This is a genomic window from Haemophilus parainfluenzae (assembly GCF_014931395.1).
Taxonomy (GTDB): Bacteria; Pseudomonadota; Gammaproteobacteria; order Enterobacterales; family Pasteurellaceae; genus Haemophilus_D.
Genome location: NZ_CP063120.1, coordinates 471,658 through 497,361 on the forward strand (window position 1 = coordinate 471,658; position 25,704 = coordinate 497,361).

Annotated in this window: 30 protein-coding genes; 18 read left to right on the top strand and 12 right to left on the bottom strand. The window is 38.7% G+C overall.

Going from position 1 to position 25,704, the window contains the following annotated elements; all coding sequences use genetic code 11:
• The first annotated feature begins 5 nt into the window (after positions 1-5).
• The 3 genes from INP94_RS02275 (at position 6) to INP94_RS02285 (ending at position 2,947) form a co-directional block, all read left to right on the top strand.
• The gene (locus INP94_RS02275; protein ID WP_178162514.1) at positions 6-770 is read left to right on the top strand and encodes an amino acid ABC transporter ATP-binding protein; all 765 of its coding nucleotides are present in this window, start codon (positions 6-8) and stop codon (positions 768-770) included.
• Positions 754-1,611, top strand: a complete 858-nt coding sequence (locus INP94_RS02280; RefSeq protein WP_197543902.1) for a cysteine ABC transporter substrate-binding protein — start codon at positions 754-756, stop codon at positions 1,609-1,611. The genes INP94_RS02275 and INP94_RS02280 overlap by 17 nt, the downstream gene beginning before the upstream one ends.
• A 223-nt stretch (positions 1,612-1,834) precedes the next feature.
• Positions 1,835-2,947 (top strand): ABC transporter substrate-binding protein, encoded by a 1,113-nt coding sequence (locus INP94_RS02285; RefSeq protein WP_197543903.1) that lies wholly within the window; start codon positions 1,835-1,837, stop codon positions 2,945-2,947.
• Between the two features lie 68 nt (positions 2,948-3,015).
• Here INP94_RS02285 and INP94_RS02290 read toward each other — a convergent pair whose 3' ends face one another.
• Positions 3,016-3,414, bottom strand: coding sequence for a pyrimidine dimer DNA glycosylase/endonuclease V (locus tag INP94_RS02290; protein WP_197543904.1), 399 nt, complete (start codon positions 3,412-3,414; stop codon positions 3,016-3,018).
• Positions 3,415-3,635: 221 nt separating this feature from the next.
• Between INP94_RS02290 and INP94_RS02295 the strand changes: the two genes are divergently transcribed.
• From INP94_RS02295 to INP94_RS02320, 6 genes are all read left to right on the top strand, one after another.
• A complete protein-coding gene (locus INP94_RS02295) occupies positions 3,636-4,034 on the top strand; it encodes a hypothetical protein (RefSeq protein ID WP_197543905.1) in 399 nt (132 codons plus the stop codon).
• 97 nt (positions 4,035-4,131) lie between these two features.
• On the top strand, positions 4,132-4,572 hold the full coding sequence (locus INP94_RS02300; protein ID WP_197543906.1) for a DUF6636 domain-containing protein: 441 nt from the start codon (positions 4,132-4,134) through the stop codon (positions 4,570-4,572).
• 91 nt (positions 4,573-4,663) lie between these two features.
• Positions 4,664-5,662 carry a DUF4424 family protein gene (locus tag INP94_RS02305; RefSeq protein ID WP_197543907.1) on the top strand — a complete coding sequence of 333 codons (999 nt, stop codon included), beginning with the start codon at positions 4,664-4,666 and terminating at the stop codon, positions 5,660-5,662.
• 72 nt (positions 5,663-5,734) lie between these two features.
• Positions 5,735-6,169: a DUF4189 domain-containing protein gene (locus tag INP94_RS02310; protein ID WP_197543908.1), complete on the top strand. Its 435-nt coding sequence runs from the start codon at positions 5,735-5,737 to the stop codon at positions 6,167-6,169.
• 20 nt (positions 6,170-6,189) lie between these two features.
• On the top strand, positions 6,190-6,951 hold the full coding sequence (locus INP94_RS02315; RefSeq protein WP_197543909.1) for a hypothetical protein: 762 nt from the start codon (positions 6,190-6,192) through the stop codon (positions 6,949-6,951).
• 141 nt (positions 6,952-7,092) lie between these two features.
• A complete protein-coding gene (locus tag INP94_RS02320; RefSeq protein ID WP_197543910.1) occupies positions 7,093-7,494 on the top strand; it encodes an HI_0559 family membrane protein in 402 nt (133 codons plus the stop codon).
• Here the strand turns inward: INP94_RS02320 and tusB are convergent.
• Genes tusB through fkpA form a run of 5 tightly spaced genes read right to left on the bottom strand, consistent with a single transcriptional unit; the run spans position 7,489 to position 9,968 of the window.
• Positions 7,489-7,776, bottom strand: a complete 288-nt coding sequence (tusB, locus tag INP94_RS02325; protein ID WP_197543911.1) for a sulfurtransferase complex subunit TusB — start codon at positions 7,774-7,776, stop codon at positions 7,489-7,491. The two genes, INP94_RS02320 and tusB, sit on opposite strands and share 6 nt — an antisense overlap.
• A gap of 8 nt (positions 7,777-7,784) precedes the next feature.
• Complete coding sequence (gene tusC, locus INP94_RS02330) at positions 7,785-8,144, bottom strand: sulfurtransferase complex subunit TusC (RefSeq protein ID WP_197543912.1); 360 nt, start codon at positions 8,142-8,144, stop codon at positions 7,785-7,787.
• Entirely contained in the window at positions 8,141-8,521 is a 381-nt protein-coding gene (tusD, locus tag INP94_RS02335; RefSeq protein WP_197543913.1) for a sulfurtransferase complex subunit TusD, read from the bottom strand. The genes tusC and tusD overlap by 4 nt, the downstream gene beginning before the upstream one ends.
• Complete coding sequence (locus INP94_RS02340) at positions 8,521-9,186, bottom strand: helix-turn-helix transcriptional regulator (protein WP_081281248.1); 666 nt, start codon at positions 9,184-9,186, stop codon at positions 8,521-8,523. The genes tusD and INP94_RS02340 overlap by 1 nt, the downstream gene beginning before the upstream one ends.
• A gap of 59 nt (positions 9,187-9,245) precedes the next feature.
• A complete protein-coding gene (fkpA, locus tag INP94_RS02345; protein WP_197543914.1) occupies positions 9,246-9,968 on the bottom strand; it encodes an FKBP-type peptidyl-prolyl cis-trans isomerase in 723 nt (240 codons plus the stop codon).
• Between the two features lie 94 nt (positions 9,969-10,062).
• Between fkpA and INP94_RS02350 the strand changes: the two genes are divergently transcribed.
• The 5 genes from INP94_RS02350 to INP94_RS02370 all read left to right on the top strand — a co-directional run bounded on the left by INP94_RS02350 (position 10,063) and on the right by INP94_RS02370 (position 14,318).
• Entirely contained in the window at positions 10,063-10,284 is a 222-nt protein-coding gene (locus INP94_RS02350; RefSeq protein WP_005694877.1) for a SlyX family protein, read from the top strand.
• A gap of 138 nt (positions 10,285-10,422) precedes the next feature.
• On the top strand, positions 10,423-11,493 hold the full coding sequence (locus tag INP94_RS02355) for an ABC transporter ATP-binding protein (protein ID WP_049366660.1): 1,071 nt from the start codon (positions 10,423-10,425) through the stop codon (positions 11,491-11,493).
• Entirely contained in the window at positions 11,490-12,359 is an 870-nt protein-coding gene (locus tag INP94_RS02360; RefSeq protein WP_014064417.1) for an ABC transporter permease, read from the top strand. The genes INP94_RS02355 and INP94_RS02360 overlap by 4 nt, the downstream gene beginning before the upstream one ends.
• Complete coding sequence (locus INP94_RS02365) at positions 12,356-13,207, top strand: ABC transporter permease (protein WP_197543915.1); 852 nt, start codon at positions 12,356-12,358, stop codon at positions 13,205-13,207. The genes INP94_RS02360 and INP94_RS02365 overlap by 4 nt, the downstream gene beginning before the upstream one ends.
• A 19-nt stretch (positions 13,208-13,226) precedes the next feature.
• On the top strand, positions 13,227-14,318 hold the full coding sequence (locus INP94_RS02370) for an extracellular solute-binding protein (protein ID WP_197543916.1): 1,092 nt from the start codon (positions 13,227-13,229) through the stop codon (positions 14,316-14,318).
• A 70-nt stretch (positions 14,319-14,388) separates the two neighbouring features.
• Here INP94_RS02370 and INP94_RS02375 read toward each other — a convergent pair whose 3' ends face one another.
• The gene (locus INP94_RS02375) at positions 14,389-15,774 is read right to left on the bottom strand and encodes an SLC13 family permease (protein WP_005699102.1); all 1,386 of its coding nucleotides are present in this window, start codon (positions 15,772-15,774) and stop codon (positions 14,389-14,391) included.
• 155 nt (positions 15,775-15,929) lie between these two features.
• Positions 15,930-17,156 (bottom strand): MFS transporter, encoded by a 1,227-nt coding sequence (locus tag INP94_RS02380; protein WP_197543917.1) that lies wholly within the window; start codon positions 17,154-17,156, stop codon positions 15,930-15,932.
• 173 nt (positions 17,157-17,329) lie between these two features.
• On the opposite strand from INP94_RS02380, the gene INP94_RS02385 reads away from it, so the two are divergent.
• From INP94_RS02385 to INP94_RS02400, 4 genes are all read left to right on the top strand, one after another.
• Entirely contained in the window at positions 17,330-18,040 is a 711-nt protein-coding gene (locus INP94_RS02385) for a FadR/GntR family transcriptional regulator (RefSeq protein ID WP_111327459.1), read from the top strand.
• Positions 18,030-19,103 carry a Gfo/Idh/MocA family protein gene (locus tag INP94_RS02390; RefSeq protein ID WP_111304751.1) on the top strand — a complete coding sequence of 358 codons (1,074 nt, stop codon included), beginning with the start codon at positions 18,030-18,032 and terminating at the stop codon, positions 19,101-19,103. Before INP94_RS02385 ends, INP94_RS02390 begins: the two co-directional genes overlap by 11 nt.
• A 10-nt stretch (positions 19,104-19,113) precedes the next feature.
• Positions 19,114-20,220 (top strand): Gfo/Idh/MocA family protein, encoded by a 1,107-nt coding sequence (locus INP94_RS02395; protein ID WP_197543918.1) that lies wholly within the window; start codon positions 19,114-19,116, stop codon positions 20,218-20,220.
• Positions 20,221-20,361: 141 nt separating this feature from the next.
• Complete coding sequence (locus INP94_RS02400) at positions 20,362-21,042, top strand: YidX family protein (protein ID WP_197543919.1); 681 nt, start codon at positions 20,362-20,364, stop codon at positions 21,040-21,042.
• A 275-nt stretch (positions 21,043-21,317) separates the two neighbouring features.
• Here INP94_RS02400 and pdxH read toward each other — a convergent pair whose 3' ends face one another.
• The 4 genes from pdxH to mobB all read right to left on the bottom strand — a co-directional run bounded on the left by pdxH (position 21,318) and on the right by mobB (position 25,694).
• The gene (gene pdxH, locus INP94_RS02405; protein WP_197543920.1) at positions 21,318-21,950 is read right to left on the bottom strand and encodes a pyridoxamine 5'-phosphate oxidase; all 633 of its coding nucleotides are present in this window, start codon (positions 21,948-21,950) and stop codon (positions 21,318-21,320) included.
• Positions 21,951-22,016: 66 nt separating this feature from the next.
• Positions 22,017-23,663: an ABC transporter substrate-binding protein gene (locus INP94_RS02410; RefSeq protein WP_197543921.1), complete on the bottom strand. Its 1,647-nt coding sequence runs from the start codon at positions 23,661-23,663 to the stop codon at positions 22,017-22,019.
• A gap of 133 nt (positions 23,664-23,796) precedes the next feature.
• Positions 23,797-25,206, bottom strand: coding sequence for an MDR family MFS transporter (locus INP94_RS02415; protein WP_197543922.1), 1,410 nt, complete (start codon positions 25,204-25,206; stop codon positions 23,797-23,799).
• A complete protein-coding gene (gene mobB, locus INP94_RS02420; RefSeq protein ID WP_177989622.1) occupies positions 25,185-25,694 on the bottom strand; it encodes a molybdopterin-guanine dinucleotide biosynthesis protein MobB in 510 nt (169 codons plus the stop codon). Before mobB ends, INP94_RS02415 begins: the two co-directional genes overlap by 22 nt.
• Positions 25,695-25,704 lie beyond the last annotated feature (10 nt).

A 25,704-nucleotide genomic window follows, 5' to 3' on the forward strand; every position in this document is an offset into this window, starting at 1 on the left:
AACACATGGCGTTATTAGAAATTAAAAACCTCGTCAAAAATTACGGTGATGTAGAAGCACTAAAAGGTATCAATCTTTCTATAGAGAAAGGCGAAGTTGTCGTTATTTTAGGTCCATCGGGTTGTGGTAAAAGTACTTTTTTACGCTGCCTAAATGGACTAGAGGAAATAAAGCGCGGTCAGATTTTGCTGCAAAATGCAGGAGAGTTAGGTAAAGACATTCCTTGGGTTAAAGCGCGTCAACGCATTGGGATGGTATTCCAAAGTTATGAACTATTCGCTCATTTATCAGTAATTGACAATATTTTGCTCGGTCCTTTAAAAGTACAAAAACGCGATCGTGCAGAAGCTGAAAAACAAGCCGATGAGTTACTTAAACGTGTAGGTCTATATGATCGAAAAAATGCCTATCCACGTGAATTATCCGGTGGACAAAAACAGCGAATTGCTATTGTACGTTCACTTTGCATGAACCCTGAAATTATTCTGTTTGATGAAGTCACTGCTGCCCTTGACCCAGAAATGGTACGTGAAGTACTTGATGTAATTTTAGGTCTTGCCAAAGATGGCATGACGATGCTTATCGTTACCCATGAAATGAACTTTGCCCGTCAAGTGGCTAATCGCATTGTGTTTATGGATAAAGGGCAAATCATTGAACAGGCAAAACCGGAAGATTTCTTCACGAATCCAGCCACGGATCGTGCGAAAACATTCTTAAATATCTTAAATTATGAACCGAGAGGGACAAACTATGAAGAAAACATTTAAAACATTGACCGCACTTTTAGCTACTGCCACCTTAGCATTTGGCTTAACCGCGTGTAATGACAAAGAACCAGCTAAAGACGGAGCAAAAACAATCTCAAGCCTTGAGCAAATACAAAAAGATGGCAAAGTGCGCATTGGTGTATTTAGCGATAAACCACCATTTGGTTATGTGGATGCACAAGGTAAAAGCCAAGGCTTTGATATCGAAATTGGTAAAGCGATCGGTAAAGACTTATTAGGTGACGAAAACAAAGTAGAGTTTGTTTTAGTCGATGCCGCAAACCGTGCAGAATACTTACTTTCTAAGAAAGTTGATATCATTCTCGCCAACTTTACAGTGACGCCAGCACGTAAAGAAGTGGTAGATTTTGCGAATCCATATATGAAAGTGGCACTCGGTGTCGTTTCAAAAGATGGTTCTGTGATTACTGACCTTGAACAATTAAAAGGCAAAACTTTAATCGTAGATAAGGGTACTACTGCTGATATTTTCTTCACCAAAAACTATCCAGATGTGAAGTTATTGAAATTCGAACAAAATACAGAAACCTTTGAAGCCTTACGTGATGGTCGTGGTGATGCATTATCTAATGACAATACCTTCTTATTCGCTTGGGCAAAACAAAATCCAGGTTATACCGTGGGCGTAAAAAACTTTGGTGATCAAGATGTTATTGCACCAGCTGTTCGCAAAGATGCACCTGAATTGTTAAATTGGTTAAATAACGAAATCCAAACTCTAGGCAAAGATGGGCGTTTAAAACAAGCTTACGAAAAAACCTTATTGCCAGTTTATGGTGATACCGTCAGCGAAAGCGATATCGTGGTTGAATATAAATAATTCTCCCACATTCACTTCTCCTTTAGTCCAACCCAAGGAGAAGTGAAAACTTACTAAGTTTTGACCGCACTTCCAATTTTAAATGCGAAATATGTTTTTTCTAGATATATGCCTATTTTACCCTTCAACAGCATTTCTTGTATTATCACTTTATAACATCTAAATTTGATAATAATTCTTATTTATGGTAATGTTCTGATGTTTTATTCAGACAGGAGTTTATATGCAAAAAAAATCAACAATTCGTTTAATTTTGGCCGTTCTATTACTGACTTTTGGTATCACTACTCAAGCAGAAATAAAAACAATCAAAGATGTATTAGGACGAGAAGTTAACGTTGATGTGCCCGTAAAAAATGCCGTGTTAGGCTTTTACTATCCTGATTACATTGCTGTTACGGGTGTTGAAAATTTTAAATATGTTAAAGGTATCTCACGTGAATTTTGGGAAAAATTTAATCCAGGAAGTTGGGCATTGTTTTCTGAAAAAATGCCTGAACTCAAAAATATTGCTGATATTGGTAATGTAAATACAGGAACTTTCTCAACCGAAAAAACCTTGGCATTAAAACCTGATGTATTGATTCTTGCAGAATGGCAATATCAAACTATTGGTTCCGAACTACCAAAGTTAGAACAAGCTGGCATTCCAATTATTGTTGTCGATTTTAATGCTCAAAGTGTAGAACGACACACCCAAAGCGCAAAGATTTTTGGGCAACTTGCAGGTACCGAAGAACGAGCAAATAAAATTGCAGATGAATATGCTCAAGGCATTACTGATATTCAAAAACGTGTAAAAGAGGCTAACCTACCTAAACCTAAAATCTATGTAGAATTTGGCAATAAAGGTCCTAGTGAATATAGCTTTACCTTTGGTAAAAATATGTGGGGTGCTATTGCTGAAACTGTTGGCGGTGATAACGTAAGCGCGCCTTTTGTCGAAAATTGGGGACCAATTAATCCAGAACAACTTCTTGCCGCACAACCTGAAGTGATTATGATTTCTGGCACAGAAATGGGGCATGAAACTAACGATGAAATGATGGCGATGGGAATAAACATCAATGAACAGGATACACAAAAACGCCTAAAAGGTTTCTTAACCCGTGCAGGGTGGCAAGATTTACCTGCAGTTAAAAACCACCGTGTTTACGGTATTTATCATACGGCTTCTCGCTCACTAAGTGATCTAGCAGCCGCTCAATTTATGGCAAAAGCACTTTACCCAAAACTTTTTGAAGACATAGACCCACAAAAAACCTTTATGGATTTCCATAAAAACTATTTGCCTATCATACCTAGTGGTACGTTTTTTATTAAATTGAAAGATTAAACAATTCATAAGGTGAGCGATGCTCACCTTTTTTATATTCTCACTGCCTTTCATAAGTGAAAACTCCTTTATTTTTGACCGCTCTTTGGAAGATGCGGTGTAAATCTCGCCTTTAATGGCATTTGTTCCTGAATACGTTCCCGATTAATCTGCAACGCCACCTCTGTGGCTTCATAGTCCAACCATAAACTTGGGTCATCGGGTAATGTTTCATTCCAAATATACTGCACGTTAAAGCCTCGGGCTTTACATTCCGCATGTAATGCATCATAGCGTTTTTTTAAAAATGCCAATTTATTAAAGAAAAAACGCACATGCCCTTCCCCTAATTTATATTCTGCAGGCTGTCCTTTTAAGTGATATTTACCTTTCGCCACGGCATTAGGAATACGGGTTAATTCACGATGTTCAGCTAAAAGATGTTGATCACAAAGCTCCTCAGGCGGAACAAGATTAATTCGAGTCATAAACGATACCAAAGAAAAAGAAACATAGTACGGGGCATAAAGGTATTTGTCTATTATTTGCCTATCTCTTTAAGAAATATCCTAGTATTTTAGAAAAACATTTATCTGAGCATTTTAATAAAGTATTGATCTATTCTAAATAAACAGTATGATCGTCTTCATATTAACGATTTATTATGGTCCACAAAAGCAATATTTCCCTACTTTTGAGATATTCCAATATGAAATTTTTACTTTTTTTAACTCATTTCATCGTCTTGTTATTTAGTGCTTATTTCTTGTTCAACTTTGGCGTGCGTTGGGTGCAAGTCATTGGTTATAATTTAGCATTCAACGAGCCTGTGGCTAATAGTCTACATCATTCTATTAATATCTATTTTAAACTTATTGCCATTACCACTTTTAGCTATCTCTTTTTTGCTATTTTTCAACGTTTTTATCGTCGCTTTGCGATGTTACTATGGATGGCGGAAGCTGGAGTATTCGGGAAATATTTATTTAATTTGAATGGGCTACAAGGCACCAATTATGATGGCATATTCCAAACCTCATCGGTTTATATTTATTTTTTATGCCCATTATTGTTAAGTTTGTTATCCTACCTTTATTGTAAGAAATAAAACAAGTAAACTAATAACCTAGCAATTCAAAAGGGTTTGCAAGCGGTTAAATTTTGTAGGAATTTTACCAATTCCGCCATTCAACAAGGAATTCAACATGAAAAAATTATTTGTATTCGCGTTATGTACTTTCTCTGTTTCTAGCTTTGCCTTAACCCCGCGAATAGAAACAGCATCAAACTCAGACTCTTTTATCAGTTTTCGCACGGCTAATGATGCTATTTATTGCTCTGGCGACCTTCCTGGTCTAAACCCCAAAGTTGAATGTGTTACTAAAATTAAAGGAAAACCGATTTTACCGCGTCCGAAAGATTGTGAATTCGAATGGGGCGAGCTATTTTCTGTTGGCGCGACAGGAAAGGCTTCACTTGTTTGTGCAAGTGATACCCCCGCTGTACCAGACTCACCAATCTTAAAAGAGGGTGAAACAATTAAAGGCAAAGGCTGGCAATGCACTGCTTCGGGCGATTCATTAACTTGTTCAAATAAAGAAAAACACGGTTTTAAAATTAGCCAAGCAAAACAAAAATTGTTTTAGCTTGTAGCGTATTTGAAAAATACACAATACGTTAATTGCCTTACCACAAGAGCGGTCAAATTTTTCTCACTTTTTACAAGGAACACCAATCATGAAAAAGTCTCTTCTCTTAACGATTCTTTGTCTTCCATTTATGGCTCAAGCTAACGACAGTACGGGAACAGTCTCTACTGGTGGTGTGGAATATATTAAGAATGAACACATTGCGATGCAAAAAGAAAACCTATTTATCAGCCAAGATAAAATTAAGGTGGAATATGAATATCGCAATCTAACCGATAAAGACATTACTGAGACGGTGCTATTCCCATTACCGGAAGTGATGCTGCACGATTACGCTGATTTTGCTGACACGCAAAGTTTAATCAATTCGTTTAAGATTTATGCGAATGGCAAAGAAATCAAACCGACGACTCATGTACGTGCGTTCTTTTACGAAACCAAAAATGCAGATGATGCAGAGAAAAGAGAATTTGTTTCTCACGATGTCACGGAGATTCTTCGTGCTTGTGGTTTAACTGAAGAAGAGTTAATGGAGCCTTGGTTACGTAAATCTGCTTCGGCAAATGAAAAAATCTTAAAATGTCAGGACCCACGTCTTGCTAAATATTCATACAAAGACTCTGAGGATAGCGAAGATATCACTTGGGGCGGACAAATTATTTATAGCTGGCAGCAAACCTTTAAAGGCAATTCAACTACTCAAATTCAGCACGAATATGTCCCTCTTTTAGGATCTGGCATGGGGCTTCATGATCTCGTGAATTATAAAAAGTTTGCCGATACTTTTTGTATTGATCCATCATTTAAAAAATCAGTAAAAGCAAAATCTAATCAAGGGATATACTACCGTGAGCTAGGTTATATTCTCAAAACTGGAGCAAACTGGGCAAAACCTATTGCGGATTTTACGCTTACCATTGAAAGACCAAAAGATCAGATTGTTTCTTTCTGTTGGAAAGGTAAAGGCGAGGTGAAAAAAGTGCTGCAAAATGACAAGGTTGTGCAATATCAAGTAAAAGAAAAAGACTTCTTACCACAACATGATTTAGATGTGCTATATGGTATAGATGCAAAGTTTTTTAACTAAAAGCCTGCTTAGTAATATGCTTTTACAATAAAGAGAAGACAAACCTCACAGGATTTTTCACAAGAAATAAAAATGAAAAAATTACTTACATTGGCTTTATGTGCTTTATCCGTTTCGGCTTTTGCAACAACACCTTCAATCGAAGATCAAATGTCGTATCCACCACGACCGCCAATTCTAGAATTTCCTAATTGGTGGAGTGTAATTGCTTATAATCCACAAAATGGTGCTTTTGGTTATGGCGAGGGAAATATGATAAAGCCTGCTCAAAATAAAGCACTAAAGGATTGTGCACTTGCTTCAACGGATACAAATAAACAACATTGTCAAATCGTAATAGAAGCCAATCATGCTTGTGTTACATTGGCAACGGGAGATTCTCCTGAAAAATATGCTGCAGTTAGCAATTTCAGAATAAAGTTAGAAGAAGTTGAACAAGAAGCCTTGGCAGCCTGTAAAACGAATTCAGCGAATTGCACAATCACCTTTTCTACTTGTGAAAAATAATCTTAAAAAAGGAACGCTCTATGAAAAAAATCTTACTTTGCGTATGTCTCTTTTCTTCTACCGCTTATGCTAACCAATGTGAAATCATTGATACCGAATTAGCAGCAAGTTATTCAGAGATGAAAACCTACGGCAGCTATAACGAAAACAATGAAGAAAAATACCAGTCTTCAGAAAAACGTTTTAAAGAGGCGTTAGCCAAAATTGAAAATTTAGAAGGCAAATTCTGCGCTTGGGAAAAAGCACCTAAAGCGGGGGTTGGTGTAGGCACGTCAAAAGACAATAAGCTTCAGATTCTGACTTGGGATTGGCAATCTGGCGGGACAATGCACGAATATGGCAGCATTTGGCGTTATCAGTTACCTAATGGCACTTGGAAAACGGAATTTAATGAGTTAGGCTCTGATATAACCAGCCTAACAGCCCCTAAACTGAATGGAAAACCTTACTATTTTATAGAAAGCGCTGACATCTACAGTCAATGTCATCATGCAATTGCAGCGAAATTTTATCAAATTACGGAAAACGGTTTAGAAGAAGCGAAGCTAATTCAAGGAAAAGAACCAACTTCTAATATTGGTGTATCGTATATCTCATATACGGATAATGATTTACCAAAATCAAATGCCTATTTTGATTACGACTTGAAAAATAACCGCTTTAGCTTCCCGTTAATACATCAATTTGAAGATACATGTGGTAACGGAAAAATGACCTCTGAACGCATTTATTATCGTTTTGATGGCAAACACTTTATTAAAGAGCAAAAAGCGAAGAAATAATTGATAAAGGAGGCAATAATGCCTCCTTTTATTTTAAAGTGCGGTTGTTTTTCTTATTATTTTCGCTATTAACGAGAAAAGATTGGTTGTCTTTCATTTGATTGATACAATGCTTCCGTTTTTCTATTAACTGGACATCTCATGAAAAAATATCTTAAAGCATTTATTCTTTTACCGTTGATTATTCAAATTATAGGCACTATTGGTCTAATGTTCGCCAACAATGATGCCGATGGATTTCAGTCTTCAGCGGTTACCGTCTTTATCGTGGCTGCGGTACCGACTTTTCTTATTACACTTTGGGCAGCATTTCACCGTTATGCGAGTTATCACGTAAAAGCTATCGCATTAATTTCGGTACTAATTGGGTTTTGTTATACCGTCGTAGCGGGGATCTTTTATGTGACCCTAGTGAATGACATGGGATTTGGCGAATGGTTACGTGCTGGAGGATTAGAAATTACCTGCTTAATGGCAGCAGGTTTGGCGCTTTATTCTGTTATGGTATTACCGCTCTTGTTACCGAAAGAACGCCCGCTATAAGGCGATTTGAGGCGAATATTGAGCAGTTAAATCCACCAAATCTGTTAATGAAATTGACCGCACTTGATTGTTTTCTGGCAAAAGTGCGGTTAAATTTCGGGCTAAAACATCTTGTTCCAGCACAAAACATTGTCCTTTGCATTGAGTAAACATTTCTCCGTACTTTACCGCTAGCAGCACGCCGTCTTGCCATAACACCACCGCATCATTTTCCGTGATTTCAGTCAAATAACGTTGAAGGTCTGTCTCAGAATAATGAGCTTGAGAAAAGGTATAAAGCATAATATTCCTTAAAACGTAAACACTTTTTCTGCTTGGCTAAGTTTATTGATCAGCGAAGTGCGGTCAATTTTTTCAGCAGAAATAATAAGCTGTTCAGTATTCAAATTGTATTGGTCTAGTGAATCGGCACAGACGAAGCGCTGTTCAATATCGTATAAATCTAATAATTTAAAGGTGCGGATAAAATCTTTTTGTAATAATAACTCAGGATTTTGCCCATTGAGTAAATTCAACACGCCATCATCAATAAAAAACACACCGATTTCCTCTTCATCACAAAATGCTGTCGCAGCAAGCAAAGCATCTAAACCTTCACGGGAAATCGCGTTTCCATGTGGTGCGGTACGAAATAAGAATGCCAGCTTCATAATGTTACCACCCGATCTGCTTTTAATGCCATCGCCATAAACTCGCCTAAGCCTGTAATCTCAAAACCTTCTACCAGATTGGTTTTATCAGTCTCTTTTGCCGTAAGCCCATCCACTACGCCACGACGTTGTGAAGCTGCCACACATAAATGCAAAGGAACATGATGCTGCGCTGAAAAGGCTTGCCAAGCTTGCGTGAGATTAAATTCATCATTGGCAGGATAAACCAAGCCATTGCCATTACTCACACCCTCTTGGAAAAAGAAAATTTGGTTAATGACATGCCCTTTTTCAAGTAAAGCCTGGGCAAATTGATAGGCAAGAAAAGCCCCTTGTTTGCCATAAACAGGACTTTTCACGGCGAGAACATAGTTCATTACTCTTGCTCTTGTTTGATTTGACGAATATACAAATACACGGTGTGGCGAGAAATCACGAGGCGATCAGCCACTAAATTGATGGCATCTTTAATATCAAAAATGCCTTTTTCGTAAAGTGAAATCACAATCTGACGGTTCTTATTATTATTCGAAACCGAGCGATCCGCATTCACTTCTTCAATGGTTTTTTCTACCGTTTGTGCCACCAATTCTTCCACTGAACTTGCAAAATTGACGGAAGAGGTTTCATTTTGTTCCTGCGTTGGCATAAAGGCCTGCATAAATTGAGAAACCGGCACATCCAAATTAATATTGATACAAAGTAAACCAATAATGCGTTGCTTGCTATTTCGAATGGCGATGGTCACTGACTTCATCAGCACATTGCCTTTCGCACGCGTGAAATAAGGCTTAGACACACTCTCACTTTGCATATTACGCAAAGATTTCAAGGCTAAATCCGTAATCGGAGAACCCACTTGGCGATTGGTATTATGCCCATTGGCGATACAAATGGCGGAATGCTCAATGTCTTCCAAAGAGTGTAAGACGATTTCACAATGCTTGCCGATCAACGCGCTTACGCCATCAACCACCGCTTTATAGGAAATCAGAATAGCACGATCTTCATCAGTGAAAGGTTGTCTATCGGTTAGTATCATTTTTCAAATCTGGTAGGGAAAATGACCGCACTTTGGACAAAGTGCGGTCGAATTAAGGATTATTTTTTAGGATTAACGTCTAATACTTCAACATCGAAGTAAAGTGTTGCATCAGGTGGAATGGCATCGCCAGCACCTTGTTTACCGTAAGCTAATTCAGGTGGAATCACTAATTCGATTTTACCGCCTTTTTTCACTAACTGAAGGCCTTCAGTCCAACCTTTGATCACTTGGTTTAATTTAAATTCAACCGGTTGACCACGTTCAACAGAGCTATCAAATACTTTACCATCCGGTAATTTACCAGTGTAATGTACTTTTACGATATCTGTTGCTTTAATCGCGTCACCTTTACCTGCTTCAGTGATTTTGTAAAGTAAGCCATCTTTGGTGCTTTTCACGCCATCTTTTTTCGCAAATTCAGCGCGGTATTTATCGCCTTCTTCTTTTGCAGCTTTCGCTTGTTGTTCTACTTTTGCTTTCGCTGCAGATACTAATTGTTCTTGAATGCCATCTAAGGTTTTTTGAATTTTCTCGTCTTTACGAACATCAACTTTACCTTCTAATGCATCTTTTAAGCCATCTAAAATACGCGCATTGTCGTATTGAATGACTTCTTTTTGAGCATCCACTAAATCTTTTACTTGGTTACCCATTAATGCACCTACAGCATAAGACGCATCACTTGCGCTTGGCGCTGCTTTATCTTCTGCAAAAACAGAACCTGAAACAACCGCACTTACCATAAGTGCAGCAAGAGAAAGCTTTTGAATTTTCAACATTTTGCTTGATCCTTTATAATAGAAATGGAATAGCGAATAGGTTAAATCGTATTGACCAAATTCACAACATTTTTTTAAAAATTAGAGAAATTTTATGCAAAATCAACAAATTTTAGAAGATCGCATTGCTGAACTTGAAATGAAAATTGCGTTTCAAGAACAACTTTTAGACGAGCTAAACCAAGCATTAGTTCAACAACAGTTTGATATGGATAAAATTCAACTTCAACTCCGCTATCTCGCCGGCAAATTAAAAGATATTCAACCTTCTAATATTGCCAGCCAAGCAGAAGAAACGCCGCCTCCGCATTATTAAAATGTAATAAAACCATATTTTATCTAAATGCGTGATCTTCATCACAAATTCATAAAAAATATTTTTATTTTATTGAAAAAATAACCAAGTGTTTTATGGTTACCTCTATAGTTGTATAGCCAAATAGAGGATGTAAAAATGGCAAAGTTAGAAATAAAAAATATTACAAAAAAATTTGGTGACTTTTACGCAGCAAATAATATTACTTTTACCGCTGAAGAAGGCGAGTTTGTCACCTTATTAGGACCAAGTGGCTGTGGTAAAACCTCCTTATTAAAATTAATCGCTGGATTTCATGTGGCTGACGAAGGTGAAATCCTTATCGGAGGAAAAAATGTTAACAATGTTCCTCCAGAAAAACGCAATACAGCCATGTGTTTCCAATCTTATGCCCTTTTCCCTCACCTCAACGTTTCTCACAATATTTGCTATGGTTTAAAGCAACGTAAAATTGATATTGAAGAACAAAAACAGCGTTTAGATCTCGCATTGAAGCAAATGGATTTAGAATTTCATAAATTGAAATTACCTAATGAGCTTTCTGGAGGTCAACAACAGCGTGTCGCATTAGCCAGAGCCATGGTTACTCGTCCAGATGTGATTTTATTTGATGAACCACTTTCTAACTTAGATGCCAAATTACGCGAAAGTGTACGTTTTGAAATTAAGCAACTCTCAAAACAATATAATTTAACTAGTATTTATGTGACTCACGATCAGGCTGAAGCCCTAACTATGTCAGATAAAATCATCGTGTTAAATAAGGGCTCTATTGAGCAAATTGGCTCTCCTCAAGATATTTATCATCATCCTAAAAACCGCTTTGTGGCAGATTTTATTGGCATTGCCAATATCACGGAAGCCAATGTGAAAAACATCGGTGACAATCTTTATGCAGTGAGTTCTATTTTTGGCGATTTCACCGTATTTTCTGAGAAAAAACCGGAATCTGAACGAATTTATATTTGCTTTCGACCAGAAGACATTGAATTGTTACCAAACGCACAAACGGAAGCGGAAAACCAAATTACAGTAGATATCATCAACACCGCTTTTATGGGCAATATCACGGAAGTGCAAGGCATCATTAAACGTAATGATGAAGAGAAAAAATTACGTCTGCAACTAACAAAATGCCCGAATTTGAGCGATAAACTCACCTTTACGGTTCCCCGCCATGCGATTAAATTCTTGGAGTCCGTAAAATGAAAAGTCTCAAAAATGATGTAAAAGCATGGTTATTACTATGCAGCGGTTTAGGTACGATCCTATTTTTAATGGGGTCCACATTCTACATTGTCGTCTCTCAAAGCCTTGGTTTATACAGTATGGGCGGGGAAGAAAGTCAATTTAGTTTGGAATATTGGCAAGCCGTATTAAATAGTCCTGTATTCCAAAATTCGTATATTTATTCCGTAAAAGTGTCTTTATTAGGTGCGATTTTATCCATCATCGTGGCTTATCCCATTGCTATGTGGTTGCGTAAAAAATTGCCTGCCAAGGTAACGATCATCACCATCTTGCGGGCACCTATGTTGGTACCTGGATTGGTTGCCGCCTTTTTGTTCGTCAATATGATTTCTTACCACGGCATTCTTAATGAGGTATTTGTTTATTTAGGCATTTGGGACGAACCGAAAACCTTACAAAATGATGAATTTGGTTGGGGGGTAGTGATTTTACAAATGTGGAAAAACATTCCCTTTGCTTTAATTCTTATTGGTGGCGCGGTCAATTCACTGAAAACTGATTTATTAGATGCGGCAGCTAATTTAGGTTCGAGTCCTTGGCAACGTTTTCGTTATGTGATCTTCCCACTAACCTTAGGTGCGGTACAAGTTTCCTTTATTTTAATATTTATCGGCGCACTCGGTGATTTCGCCTTTTATAGTATTGCAGGTCCTCGTAGTACCTATTCTTTAGCGCGTTTAATGCAAATGTCTGCCTATGAATTTGAAGAATGGAATCAAAGTGCGGTCATGGCATTAACGATTATGTTAACCTCTGCCTTCTTCACCATCCTCGTGTCATTATTGATTAAACCATTAGCTGTCAAACGTGGAGAAGTCAAATGAGTAGTTCCGTACAAATCACAACGAAAAATAGTCGATTAATCGCACGTATTTCCTTAACGTTCTTTATTCTTGCTAATTCTATTTGGTTGTTCCTACCCTTTTTAATGGCAGGTTTATGGTCATTGGTAGATCCCGCTAAACCGTGGAGTTATCCAGATATTTTCCCTCAATCATTATCTTTTGAGCGTTGGAAAATCGTCTGGGAAACCACCTCTTTACCTGAAGCAATGTTTAATAGCTATACCATTGCGCCTACGGTTTCACTGATCACTATTTTACTCTCTCTCCCAACAGCTTATGCATTTGGACGTATGGAGTTTAGAGGTAAAAAATTAGCAGAATTATTAACACTGATTCCATTGGTTATTCCAGGCATGATTATTGCCCTATTCTTTAGCCGTATGTTATTGGATTTAAATATTAATAATCCATTCATCGGCATTGTTATTGGGCATGTTGTACTCACGTTACCTTATGCTATTCGGATTTTATCCGCGGGATTTTCTTCTGTGCCGCAAGACCTCATTGATGCTAGCCGTGACTTAGGTGCATCTAAATTTACCGTTTTCAAAGACGTGTATATGCCGATGTTAAAACCCAGTTTTTTAGCATCAATTATTTTCTGTTTAGTGAAAAGTATTGAAGAGTTTGCTATCGCTTTCGTTATCGGCTCACCAGACTTTATTACCGTGCCAACCATTTTATATTCTTTCCTCGGTTATTCTTTTATTCGTCCGAATGCGGCCGTTGTATCGATTATTTTGTTGGTACCAAACATTATTTTGATGATGATTATCGAAAAATTGTTGAAAGGGAATTATCTCTCTCAATCCACAGGAAAAGCATAATTTTCACAAGGAGCATCTTATGCAAAAAAATATCCGTAAACTTCTATCCATTGGTCTTACCGCTGCCGCCTTGGCTGTCAGCACTTTCGCCTCGGCTTCCACAGACTTAAGTGGTAAATCTTGGAGTGAAATCGAAGAACTCGCTAAAAAAGAAGGGAAATTGACAGTTAGCGTTTGGTATTTGCAGCCGCAATTCCGTAATTTTGTCAAAGAATTTGAAAATCAATACGGTATTAAAGTCAAAGTACCTGAAGGCACCTTGGACGGTAATATCAATAAACTGATTGCTGAAAAAAATCTAGAAACCGGCAAAATGGACGTGGTTGTGTTAAATGCTGACCGTTTAGGCAACGTAGCGAAAAATGACATTCTTGTAAAACTCAATAACTTACCAAATTTCGATAAATTAAATCACCACTTACAAGGTGTTGAATTAGGCGATATGGCTGTAGGTTACTGGGGTAATCAAACTGGTCTAGCTTATGATCCTATGCGAATTAAAGAAGAGGAATTGCCACAATCTTGGGCAGACATGGAAAGCTATATTGATAAAAATCCAAAAAAATTCGGCTATTCAGATCCAAATGGTGGTAGCTCGGGTAATGCTTTCATTCAACGAGCTTTAGTGTACATCAATGGTGATTATGATTATCGTACCGATAAAATCGATGAAGCACAGATTGCTAATTGGAAGAAAACCTGGGATTGGTTCAGCAGTAAAAAAGATGCACTAATCCGTACTGCTTCGAATGCTGATAGTCTAACCCGTTTAAACGATGGTGAGTTAGTGATTGTCTCCGCATGGCAAGATCATTTGTTCAGCTTGCAAAAACAAGGCGCAATTACTGATCGTTTAAAATTCTATGTGCCAAAATTTGGGATGCCTGGCGGTGGTAATGTTGTAACCGTAGCAAAAAATGCGCCGAACCCAGCCGCATCACTTGTTTTCGTGCATTGGATTACTTCACCTGAAGTACAACAGAAATTAAGCCAAGAATTCGGTGTTCGTCCACTAAATAGTGAATCTGGTTTGAAAGATACTATTTTCTTCTCAACACCATGGCGTAAAGCCGAAATGGAAGCCTTCACGAAAGAGGTTATTTCGAGATAAACAATAAACCGCACTTTAATGTGCGGTTTACTTTTATAAGCTAATAAAGTGCGGTCAGTTTTAACCACATTTACAACCAAACAAAATAAGTCATGCTGCCGATAATGGCAATACAGAATAGGTTTAGAATCAAACCGACTTTCGCCATATCAAGTTGTTTCACATTGCCTGTTGCAAATACAATAGCATTTGGCGGTGTGGCGATTGGTAGCATAAATGCACAACTTGCCCCACAAGCGATAATTGCGGCTAAAGCGATAGGCGGTAAATTCATGGATTGTGCCACTGAAATCACAATTGGCATAATCAATGCAGCACTGGCGGTATTCGATGTGAATTCTGTTAAGAAAATAATAAATGCAGTTATCACAAAGCAAAGTACCCAAAGTGGTTTGGTTTGTACAAACTGAACGATACTATCCGCCATAATCTTACTGGCACCCGAATCTTTCATCACAATACTGAGTGTTAAACCACCACCGAATAAAACGAGCACGCCCCATTCTACACGTTCTTGGATTTCTTTCCAGCTTGCCACACCTGAGATACAAATAAAGATCACCACACATAGTGCAATCACCGTATCAAAGTTTTCGATTTTTTTCGGCAATTCAAGAAGAGAGCTAATCCATGGATTTAGAAGAGAACTGAAAAGCAGCATAATCGCCATGCCGATAAAGATCAGTAAGGTAATGATATTTTTTCGGTTAAAACTGACTTTCTCAAGTGATGGATTAAATTCCACAGAAAAGTCTGGACGTAAAATTACCCATAAAGAAAAAATCATTGAAGGTACAAGCAATACCATCACTGGGAAACCATAACCTAGCCATTCCGTGAAAGTCACTGGAATTTGAGATGCCAAAATCGCATTCGGCGCACTTCCCACTAAGGTACCAATACCACCAATACTTGCACTAAATGCCATGCCTAATAATACGAAGGCATACAACCGATGGTTTTTCTCTGCATTGATACCTTTTAACATCCCCATAGTGAGCGGTAACATCATGGCTGCCACAGCGGTGTTGTTAATCCACATGGAAAGGAATGTGGTTGCAGTAAACAGATAGGTGATAGAAAGTTTTAAGTTTCCTTTGGCCAAACGGATAATGTAATTCGCAATAATCTTATCTAGATTCTGAATTTGTAACACCGCCGCCACCACAAATCCCCCAAAGAACATATAAATAATTGGCGTGGAGAATGGCGCAAGCGCTTTTTGTGTATTAATCAAGCCTAATCCAATAGCTACAACAGGCACCATGAGGGATGTCACGGTAATATTAAAGGCTTCCGTTAACCATAAAATACCAATAAAAATCAGCAAGGCTAGCCCGCGATTCTCTTGAGCAGAAAACGGCAGTATTTTGATTAACACCAACATGAAGACAAAGTCTAAGGCAAGAATAATGAGACTTTTATATTTAGAGAGAAAGGTTTGTTGAGTTTGCATATACAATCTCCTATAAAACGATAGGGGAGATTATTAATTAGCATTTAACGGAAAGAATTGAAACATATTTTTAACAAATTTGTGACATACTTCAAACTATTTTTGTATAAACAACAAACCGCACCTAAAAGTGCGGTCTGTTTTACTTTCATTTTTTATTGTTGCATACGAGCTTGAATGCGTTCTGGCAATCTTAATCCAACGAGAGCAACAAGGACAATTGTCCAGAATAAGGTGACATACACAAGGGCTGAACTAAGTCCGACTCTTTCGCTAAGTGCAGCGGCAATCACAGGAGACACCCCACCGCCAATCGCAGCGAAGTTATAGATGAAACCAATACCTGTGCTTCGCATTTCAGCTGGGAAGAAAGTCGCCATATATTTTGGCACTAAACCAGCAATCCCTAGGTTAGTTGCAAGTAAGAAGAAGAGCAACGCACCAAGTGCTAATACATTATTTTCTGGCAAATAGAATACTGGGAATAGGAAGAAAAGTGATAACAATAAGCTATATACAAAGGTTTTCTTCTCACCCAATTTATCACCGATAAATCCTGCAATTAAGGTACCGATGAGTATACCAAAGCCTGCCCAAAACATCAGTGATTTCACATTTTCAGCATAGCCGTTTTCTTTGAGGTAAAGTGGAAGCAAGCCCACTACTGGCCAGTTTACAGAGAAAATTGAATAGCAAACTAAGAAAATAATTAAGGTGATTGGTAATTGTTTTTCAGTGAATAGGTCAGTAAGTGGAACTTTATTCACTTTACCCGCTGCTTTCGCTTGTGCCCATTCCTCACTTTCAGGTGCATGACGACGAACGTAGAGCACTAAAGCGACTGGTGCTAAACCAATGAAGAAAGCCATACGCCAACCATAAGTTTGAGACACCCAAGGAATCACTTGAGAAGCAAGAATATTACCAATGGAGAAGCCACTCACTAAAAATGCACTGGCTTTTGTACGTAAATGTTGTGGCCAGCTTTCAATGGCATAAGAGGAAGAACACGCATATTCACCAGCCATCCCCATACCGATAATCATACGGAAGATGAAAAGCCAAATATAACTGGTGGATAAACCGCACAAGAATGTGCCGACGGAATACGTCACAATGGAAACAATCATTGCTAAACGACGACCATATTTATCGGCAAAGCTACCAAAAATCGCGCCACCTAATGGACGTGCGACGAAAGCTGCAAGTAATAATGTGGATGTTTCCGTTGTGCTCATGGCGAATTCTTTTTGAATATCCAAAAGCACGTAAGTGATAAGCATATAATCGAAGCCATCAAAAACATAACCTAACCAAGCCGCAAATAACGCTTTTTTTTGCGTAGGACTGACTTCTTTATACCATGGTAATGATGTTGCCATAACAACCTCCTTCCTTGTATTTGAGAATTTTGTGGTATAGATCACAGAATTTAAAATCACTGCTAATTTCTGCTTGCATAAATAAAGATAAGACGTATGATGTCTTATGTCAATGCAAGAGAATGAGAGCTGGATCACAAATTCAGAAAATAGGTTAGAAAATGAGAACAGAAATGAAAAAAACAAGTAAAAAAGAAGCAAGTCTCGTTTTGCAGGATAAAATCAAATCGCTCATCATTAAACAAAATCTTAAATCTGGCGATTTGATGCCAACAGAAAATGAACTGATTGAACAGCTTGGTGTGAGCCGTTCCAGTTTGCGTGAAGCCATTAAATCTTTAGAGGCACTACACATTTTAGACATTCGCCATGGTGTTGGCACTTTTGTGAGTGAATCATCTCTTGTACCCATGATTCGTGGATTAAGTTTTCACACTCAATTGAATTTGCATAATGATCATAATCAGCTGATTAATATTTTGGATATTCGGGAAATTTTGGAATACGGTTTTGCTCCGATGGTGTTGGGAAAAATTAGCCAAGAACAGACCGCACTTTTGCAAAAATCAGTGGCCAATATGGAGAAAAATGCTCGAGAGCAAAAATTTTCCCCAAAAGATGAATACCACATTCATTTAAGACTTTATGAACCATTAAATAACCCATTACTGATTCAATATTTAGATGCGTTTTGGCAAATTTATCAACAAGTGGAAAAAGGCTTACCGCCACCAACACTTTCGCCTGAAAAATCAGCCATGCAACATCGCGAATTAATTGATGCCGTAGAAGCACATGATTTGGTACGGATGCAACGCGCGATCTTGCAATATTTCCAAAGTATTCGCCAACGCTTACAACAAGGAGGGCATGATGCAAACTAATGGATTAAACATTGCCTTAATCGGCTGCGGCTTTTTTGGCGTTCAGTTGGCTTCAGCATTTGATAAAGCCCAAGCAAACTTAATTGCGGTGACCGATATCAACCCTTCTCTTGCACAAAAACTTGCAGAGCAATACGGTAGCCAAGCCTTTTTTAGTGTGGAAGAAATGTTGGCTGAAACCAAACCTGATTTAGTGGTTATCGCCACACCAAACTACGCCCATTATTCCCCAGCGATCTTAGCGTTAAACGCTGGCTGTCATGTCTTTATTGAAACGCCTTTTACCTTAAGCTCTTCTCAGGGCCAACATTTACGCCGTCTTGCCGAAGAAAAAGGCAAATTCATTTTTGTAGGCCATTTAGAACGTACTTTACCTGGCATGTTGAAAGTCAAAGCGGCTTTAGAACAAGGAAAATTAGGCCGCATTACGGTTGCACGTGCTATGCGTCAGCGTTGGATTGAAAATCTACCAAACAAAGAATGGTGGAAATTAGATGCCAATCTTACGGGCGGTGAGCTTTTCCACCTTATTCACGAACTGGATTTACTCTGTTGGTTACTAGGCGATATTGAGGCGGTCTTTGCTCAAGCCGCTAATCAAGCGCATCACGATACGCCAGATAGTCGCGATGTGTTGCAGTTGCTATTACGTTTTAAAAATGGCGTGTTAGGCTCGCTCGAAATGGGCACGGCTTATCGATTACACCAATGGGGCATTCAAATTCATGGTGAAAACGGTGTGATTGAAGTCAATTTCTTTACCTCAAGTGTCACATTTAATTATCTAGATGGAAAAATAGAACACGTTGATTTATTTGATGAATTTGAGGCTGATTTATCTTTACGCGAAAGTGCCAAAGGCACACAGCAATATAATGTCACCCACGCACCTTGCCAACTTTGGTTAAGCCGAGCCGCTGAAATCGAAGTACAAAGCGTGGTGGAGCACTTAACGCAAGGAAAAACCAGCCCATTAAGTCTATGTTTAACTGAAGCCATCGAAGTTGCAGAAGCAGCGAAGCAATCCATGGTAACGGAAAAACAAATCTCAGTAAAAAAATAAGGAGTTTATTATGATGCGATATGGTGTTGTTGGCGTTGGCTATTTTGGTGCGGATTTAGCCCGTTTCATGAATGAATTTGATGATGCACAGATTACCATGGTATACGACCCTGAAAATAGTGAAACCATTGCTCAAGAATTACAATGCGTAGCGGCAAAATCTCTTGAAGAATTGGTCACATCACCTGATGTGGATTGCGTAATTGTCGCCACCCCAAACTACTTACACAAAGAACCGGTAATCCTAGCAGCGAAAAACAAAAAACACGTTTTCTGTGAAAAACCAATCGCCTTAAGTTATCAAGACTGTGACGACATGGTCCGCGCTTGCGAAGAAAATGGCGTTACCTTCATGGCTGGCCACGTGATGAACTTCTTTAACGGTGTTCACCATGCCAAAGAATTAATCAATCAAGGCGTGATCGGTAAAGTGCTTTATTGCCACACCGCACGTAACGGTTGGGAAGAACAACAACCAACCATTTCATGGAAAAAAATCCGTGAAAAATCTGGCGGCCACTTATACCACCATATTCACGAATTAGACTGCGTACAATTCATTATGGGTGGCATGCCAAAAACCGTTACCATGGCAGCCGCCAATGTTGCACACAAAGGCGAAAAATTCGGTGATGAAGACGATATGATTTTTGTCACCATGGAATATGATGATAATCGCTTCGCAGTTCTAGAATGGGGTTCCGCTTTCCGTTGGGGTGAGCATTATGTATTAATTCAAGGGGAAAAAGGTGCGATCAAACTTGATATGTACAATACCAAAGGCACCCTTCGCGTGGATGGAAAAGACACCTATTTCCTCATTCACGAAACCCAAGAAGAAGATGATGACCGCACCCGTATTTACAACAGCACAGAAATGGACGGTGCGATTCAATATGGTAAACCGGGCAAACGCACACCGCTCTGGTTGAGTTCTATCATGAAAAAAGAAATGCGTTATTTAAACGATATTCTTCATGGTATGGAACCAACAGAGGAATTTGTAAAATTACTCACCGGTGAAGCTGCTCGTGCGGCTATCGCTACTGCCGATGCATGTACTCGTTCTCGTTACGAAAACCGCAAAGTTGATTTAGCAGAAATTATCGGTAAATAAAAATAACGTAAAAATTAACCGCACTTTGGGTACCAAATCAAAGTGCGGTTGTTTTTTATGACCTTGTAAAAAATAGATTGAATTCTTATACAAAAAACTGTAATTTCAATAATCTATATAGATTAGCAACAGGAATTTTCTATGAAAAACATTTTAACTAAACTAATTTTTATTATTGGGTTAGGTGCTATGCTTTCTGGCTGCGCAACCTCCACACTTTGGACAAACACAAACGATCTTGCAACTGGCGATAAAATCGAAACAGTGACGAAAGAGAAAACTATTGATAGCGATGAAATTATTGCGTTAGGACAAGATAAAAACTCTGGCAGAGTGCTCATTTTTGGAAAAAAATATCTCATTCATTTACATGAAACAAGCTCAGAAGAAATTCAAGAACTGACTAATGCTAAATTCAGTAATCCTTTTTATATAGATAATGCCATCGAAGTTATCTCGGACGATCTTACAGAACTCAAGTACGTGAAAGCTGATTTTTCATTAAAATACAAAGTAATGAATGAATTAGAAAAAGGAAAAATAAAGAAACTCGGCTTCATGTGTAATGAGGCTTCCTGTGCTAAAAATTTAGAACTTACAGGTGATATTTATTCATTAACAGACAAAGCACAAATTCATCGCCCAAGTAAACAACTAGCTAAATCATTACCGTTTAAATTAAAACAACAAACATCAAATATAAGATATAAAACCTCTTCTCAAGCAGAAGGCGTAGTAAAAGCTGTGGGTCTCACACCTTTAGCTTTACTCTTAGATGTTGTGACTTTACCGATACAAATTATGTTTTTAACCAACAACTAAGTTCTAGCTTGAGTCTTTGGATATCTAAGCGGTCTAATTTTTAGTTATATCATTTCTATCTAAAAAAATGACCGCTCTTTACTTTATCTATCCCTGGTTTTATGTTGCTGCAATTTTATTCTTTGGGGTATCAGTGCAAAATAGCTAACCACTAGCAATAGCAAGCTTACAACAATAAATGAAACAAATCCTCACCCCTTCCACTATTGCCCAATTCAATCAAGAACAATGAGATTTCCATTAAAGATGACAAAAACTAGATTATTTCAAGGCACTTATGGCGATAACCGCTCTATTTCCCATTTTCTATCATTGTATAAATAACAAATTCTGTCATGCAATCGACTTGGGCGACCTTGCCAGAATTCGATGCGATCAGGGATCACAAGATAGCCACCCCAATGTGGTGGACGAGGTACGTTTAATGGGTGTTTTGCTGCAATCAGTGCCGCTTTCGCTAATAAAGATTTGTGGCTAGAAATGACCGCACTTTGCTCACTGGCCCAAGCGCCAATTCGGCTAGTGTAAGGGCGAGTTGCAAAATATTCATCTGATTGTTCAGGCGAGATTTTTTCGGCTTTGCCCTCAATACGCACAGAACGTTCTAATTCAGGCCAAAAGAATGTCAGGGCGACGAAAGGATTATGTTCTATAGCACGACCTTTTCGGCTGTTATAGTTTGTAAAAAAGACAAAGCCTTGCTCGTTCACTTCTTTTAACAGCACCATTCGACTTGTTGGTCGTCCCTCTTCATTGACTGTCGCAACATTAACACCTGTCGGCTCGTTTACTTTAGCCGTAATGGCTTCGTTGAGCCATTTTTCAAATTGTTTTATTGGATTGGGATCGCAATCATGCTGAGAAAGCGCCTGTTTGCAATAATCCTCTCGAATATCATGTAAGTCCATTTTCTTTCTCCTTTTGCTTGAAAACAAAAAGCCCTTGCAGTTGCAAGGGCTAGTATAGTCCGTTAATTATTTACCATCAACACTCACGCCATAAAACGCATCGTAGCCAAATGGGCTTTGTACGTAGCCTTTTACGCGAGGGCTAAGTGGTGCGAAACCAACTGAGTGTGCAACTGGAATCCATGGTGCTTGCTCATGGAAAATCACTTGTGCTTGTTTATAAAGTGCAGCACGCTCATCTTTATTGGTTAAGCCAATCGCTTTATCTAATAAGGCATCAAATTCAGCATTTTTGAAACGAGCAAAGTTTGAGTTTCCCGCATTCGCACTTGCAAGTAATGGAGAAAGGAAGTTATCCGGATCACCGTTATCACCTGACCAACCGAAGATACCTGCCGTTAACTCGCCTGCTTTAGCACGTTTTTGATAGTCAGCCCATTCAAATGTGACTGGATTTGCTTTTACGCCAACTTTCGCCCAGTCTGCCATCACAAGTTCAGCCATACGTTTTGGATTTGGGTTAGACGCACGTACCACCGGTTGAATCCAGAAATCCGTTTCAAAACCGTTTGGATAACCCGCTTCCGCTAAAAGCTGTTTCGCTTTCTCTGGATCATACGGATAATCTTGGATTTCGTCGTTATAACTCCAAATTGTTGGTGGCAATGGATTTTTCGCTGCAGTGCCTGCACCTTGATAAACCGCTTCAATAATCGCTTTTTTATCCACCGCATAGTTCAATGCTTGGCGCACTTTCACGTTATCAAACGGTGCTTTTTCCGTATTGAATGCGATATATGCCACGTTCAAACCTTTTTGTTCCAAAAGCTGTACTTTTGGATCGGTTTTCATTTTGGCTAAATCCGCCACATTCGGGAATAAAATTAAATCACAAGAACCCGCTTGTAACTTCGCATAACGCGTAGTCGCATCGGGTACGATACTGATCACCAAACGATCAAGCGGTGTACGACCTTTCCAATAGGTTTCATTTGCTACGTATTGTGCCGCTTGGTCAGTTTTGTAATCCACAAAAATAAACGGACCTGTACCTACCGGTTTGTTATCGATAGTTTCTGGTTTACCCGCTTTCAACATCGCATCTGCATATTCAGCTGAGTAAATAGAGATAAAATCCATACCCAAGCTTGCTAAGAAAGTCGCATCTTTTTTATTTAAAGTAATACGAACGGTGTTATCATCTACTTTCTCAACTGATTTTAATAAATCTGGGAATTTCATCGCTTTGAAATACGGATAAGTCCCTTTCGATACGTTGTGATAAGGGTGGTTAGGATCTAACTGACGTTGGAAAGAAAAGATCACATCATCCGCATTAAAATCACGTGTTGGCGTAAATTCTTTTGTCGTATGGAATTTCACCCCTTTACGCAAATGGAACGTGTAAGTTAAACCATCGTCACTGATCTCCCAGCTTTCAGCCAAGGCTGGCTCAAGGTCAGTTGAACCTTTTTTAAATTCAACCAAGCGGTTATACACTTGTTGTGAACTTGCATTGTAAGATGTGCCTTCCATTACCAATGCAGGGCTAAAGCTAAGTGGTGCTTTCGCTGTACAGTACACAAATGTGTTATTGCCTGAAGGTTTCGCTGTTTCTGCTTTTGAGGTTTCTTTTGCAGCAGAACCAGATTGATCACAAGCCGCTAAAAACAAACTAGCAGCAATAAGCGTTAAGGTCGCTTTTAATTTCATAAGTTTTCCTTCTTTAATCGGGCAAAATACCCAAACATGAATATAAAATTTTACCTAAGATATAAGCAAATCAAACTTTTACGAAATAAGAAAAAGATCTTTCTTATAACAAATTAGACTAAGACATTCAATATTAGCGTTTTTTCCGCAAATGATCCCCGTCTGTTTTACGTAAATAACTCAATATCCAAACTAATGCGATCGCAAAAATGGAAGTCGTCAAAAACGTATAACTGAAAGCATGTTGTAATGCGTCGCCGTCGTTACCCATGAATTGACGATATAACGTCAAAATAATAGATGCCACTGCGATACCAAATCCAATCCCCACTTGTTGCACAATGCTCAATACCGTTGATCCTACTCCGCTTTGAGCCTGTGATAGATCGCCAACGGTAAGTGTGTTAATTGAGGTAAAAATCATCGACATGCAGGCACCATACCACATCAAATTACATATAATCCACGTCGTTGATGATGAGGTATCAAGCCATGACATGGAAACTGTTGAGCCTGCCATTAAAAGTGACGATAAAATTAACGTGGTTTTATAACCTAAGATATTTAAAATATGCCCAATAAAACGTTTAAATACGACAGACATTAGCGCAATGGGTGCAAGCAACCAGCCTGACTCTTCAGCTGAATAGCCAAAAGAAAGTTGGAACATTAATGGTAATAAGAACGGCACAGCCGAACCGGAAAGGCGAATAAAGATATTGGCTGCAATACCTAATCGGAATGTTCTCGTATTGAAAAGAGATAACGGTAAAATGGCACGTTCATTACCTTTTGCATAAAAATAATAGGCCACCAATAATGCAATACCAATCGACAATGCACTATATGTAGTCATATTGTCACGGTGACTTTCGCCCAGTAAATCAAGTCCGAGCGTTAAACCGACTAAACCAAATGCAAAGAGTAAAAAGCCTGTCCAGTCTAACTTATTTGCATTGCCCTTATGATTTCCCATCACTTTAGCGGCAGCCCAGAAGCCTAACATACCAATAGGAATATTGATTAAGAAAATCCAATGCCATGAAGTATGCACCACAAGCCAACCACCTAAAATCGGGCCAAGAATCGGGCCGATGAGTCCTGCTGTCGCCATTAAATTCCAGGCATTAATTAATTGATTTTTCGGTACGGTTTGAATAATCGCAAGGCGAGCGACAGGCATCATAAATGCCCCGCCAATACCTTGGATAATTCGTGCGAGCACAAGGGTCTCAAGAGAGGTTGACATCGCACAAGCCACCGAACCGAATACAAAGGTAAAAACAGCAGAGCGGAAAACAGTGAGTGTACCGAATTTAGCTGCCGCCCAAGCAGTTAAAGGAATAAATAAGGCAACAGCAAGAGAATAGGCGATAATCGCCATTTGCATTTCAAAGACAGGGGTTTGCAGATCTGTTGCAATAGTGGGTAAGGCAGTATTTAAAATAGTCGCATCCAGGCTTTGCATAAACAAAGCCATGGAAGCCACCCAAGCCAGCCCTTTATAATGCTGACTTTCTATTACTGCGTCTTTTTCCACCATTGATAAATAAACTCAGCGATCTGTTCAATGTGATTAATATCTAATAAAGTGCAGTCAGTTTCAAGCGAATAATCTGTTGCTAAAGCCAACACGTTTTCATCTAATTCTGGCAAAGGTTTTGTCATCTCTCGCCGATGCAACAGAATCTTTGGAATGGGTTCTTGTTTAAACCCTTCCACTAACACTAAATCCGTTAAATGACGATCAAATTGTTGGCTTAAATAAGCTAACGAAACCGGCGCTTGAGGCGTTTCTGTCATTAATGCCCAACGACTATCGCAAGCCATAATAACTTGCGCAGAACCCGCCTCTTTCATTCGCCAGCTGTCTTTTCCCTCTTTATCCACATGGGCGTTGTGATGGCTATGTTTAATGACTGAAACACGTAAACCTTTTTTAATTAATTGAGGAAGTAATTTTTCCAGTAATGTGGTTTTGCCACTACCGCTGTAACCCGTGATGCCAAGAAGAGGAAGGGAATTGTTCATTGTAAAAACC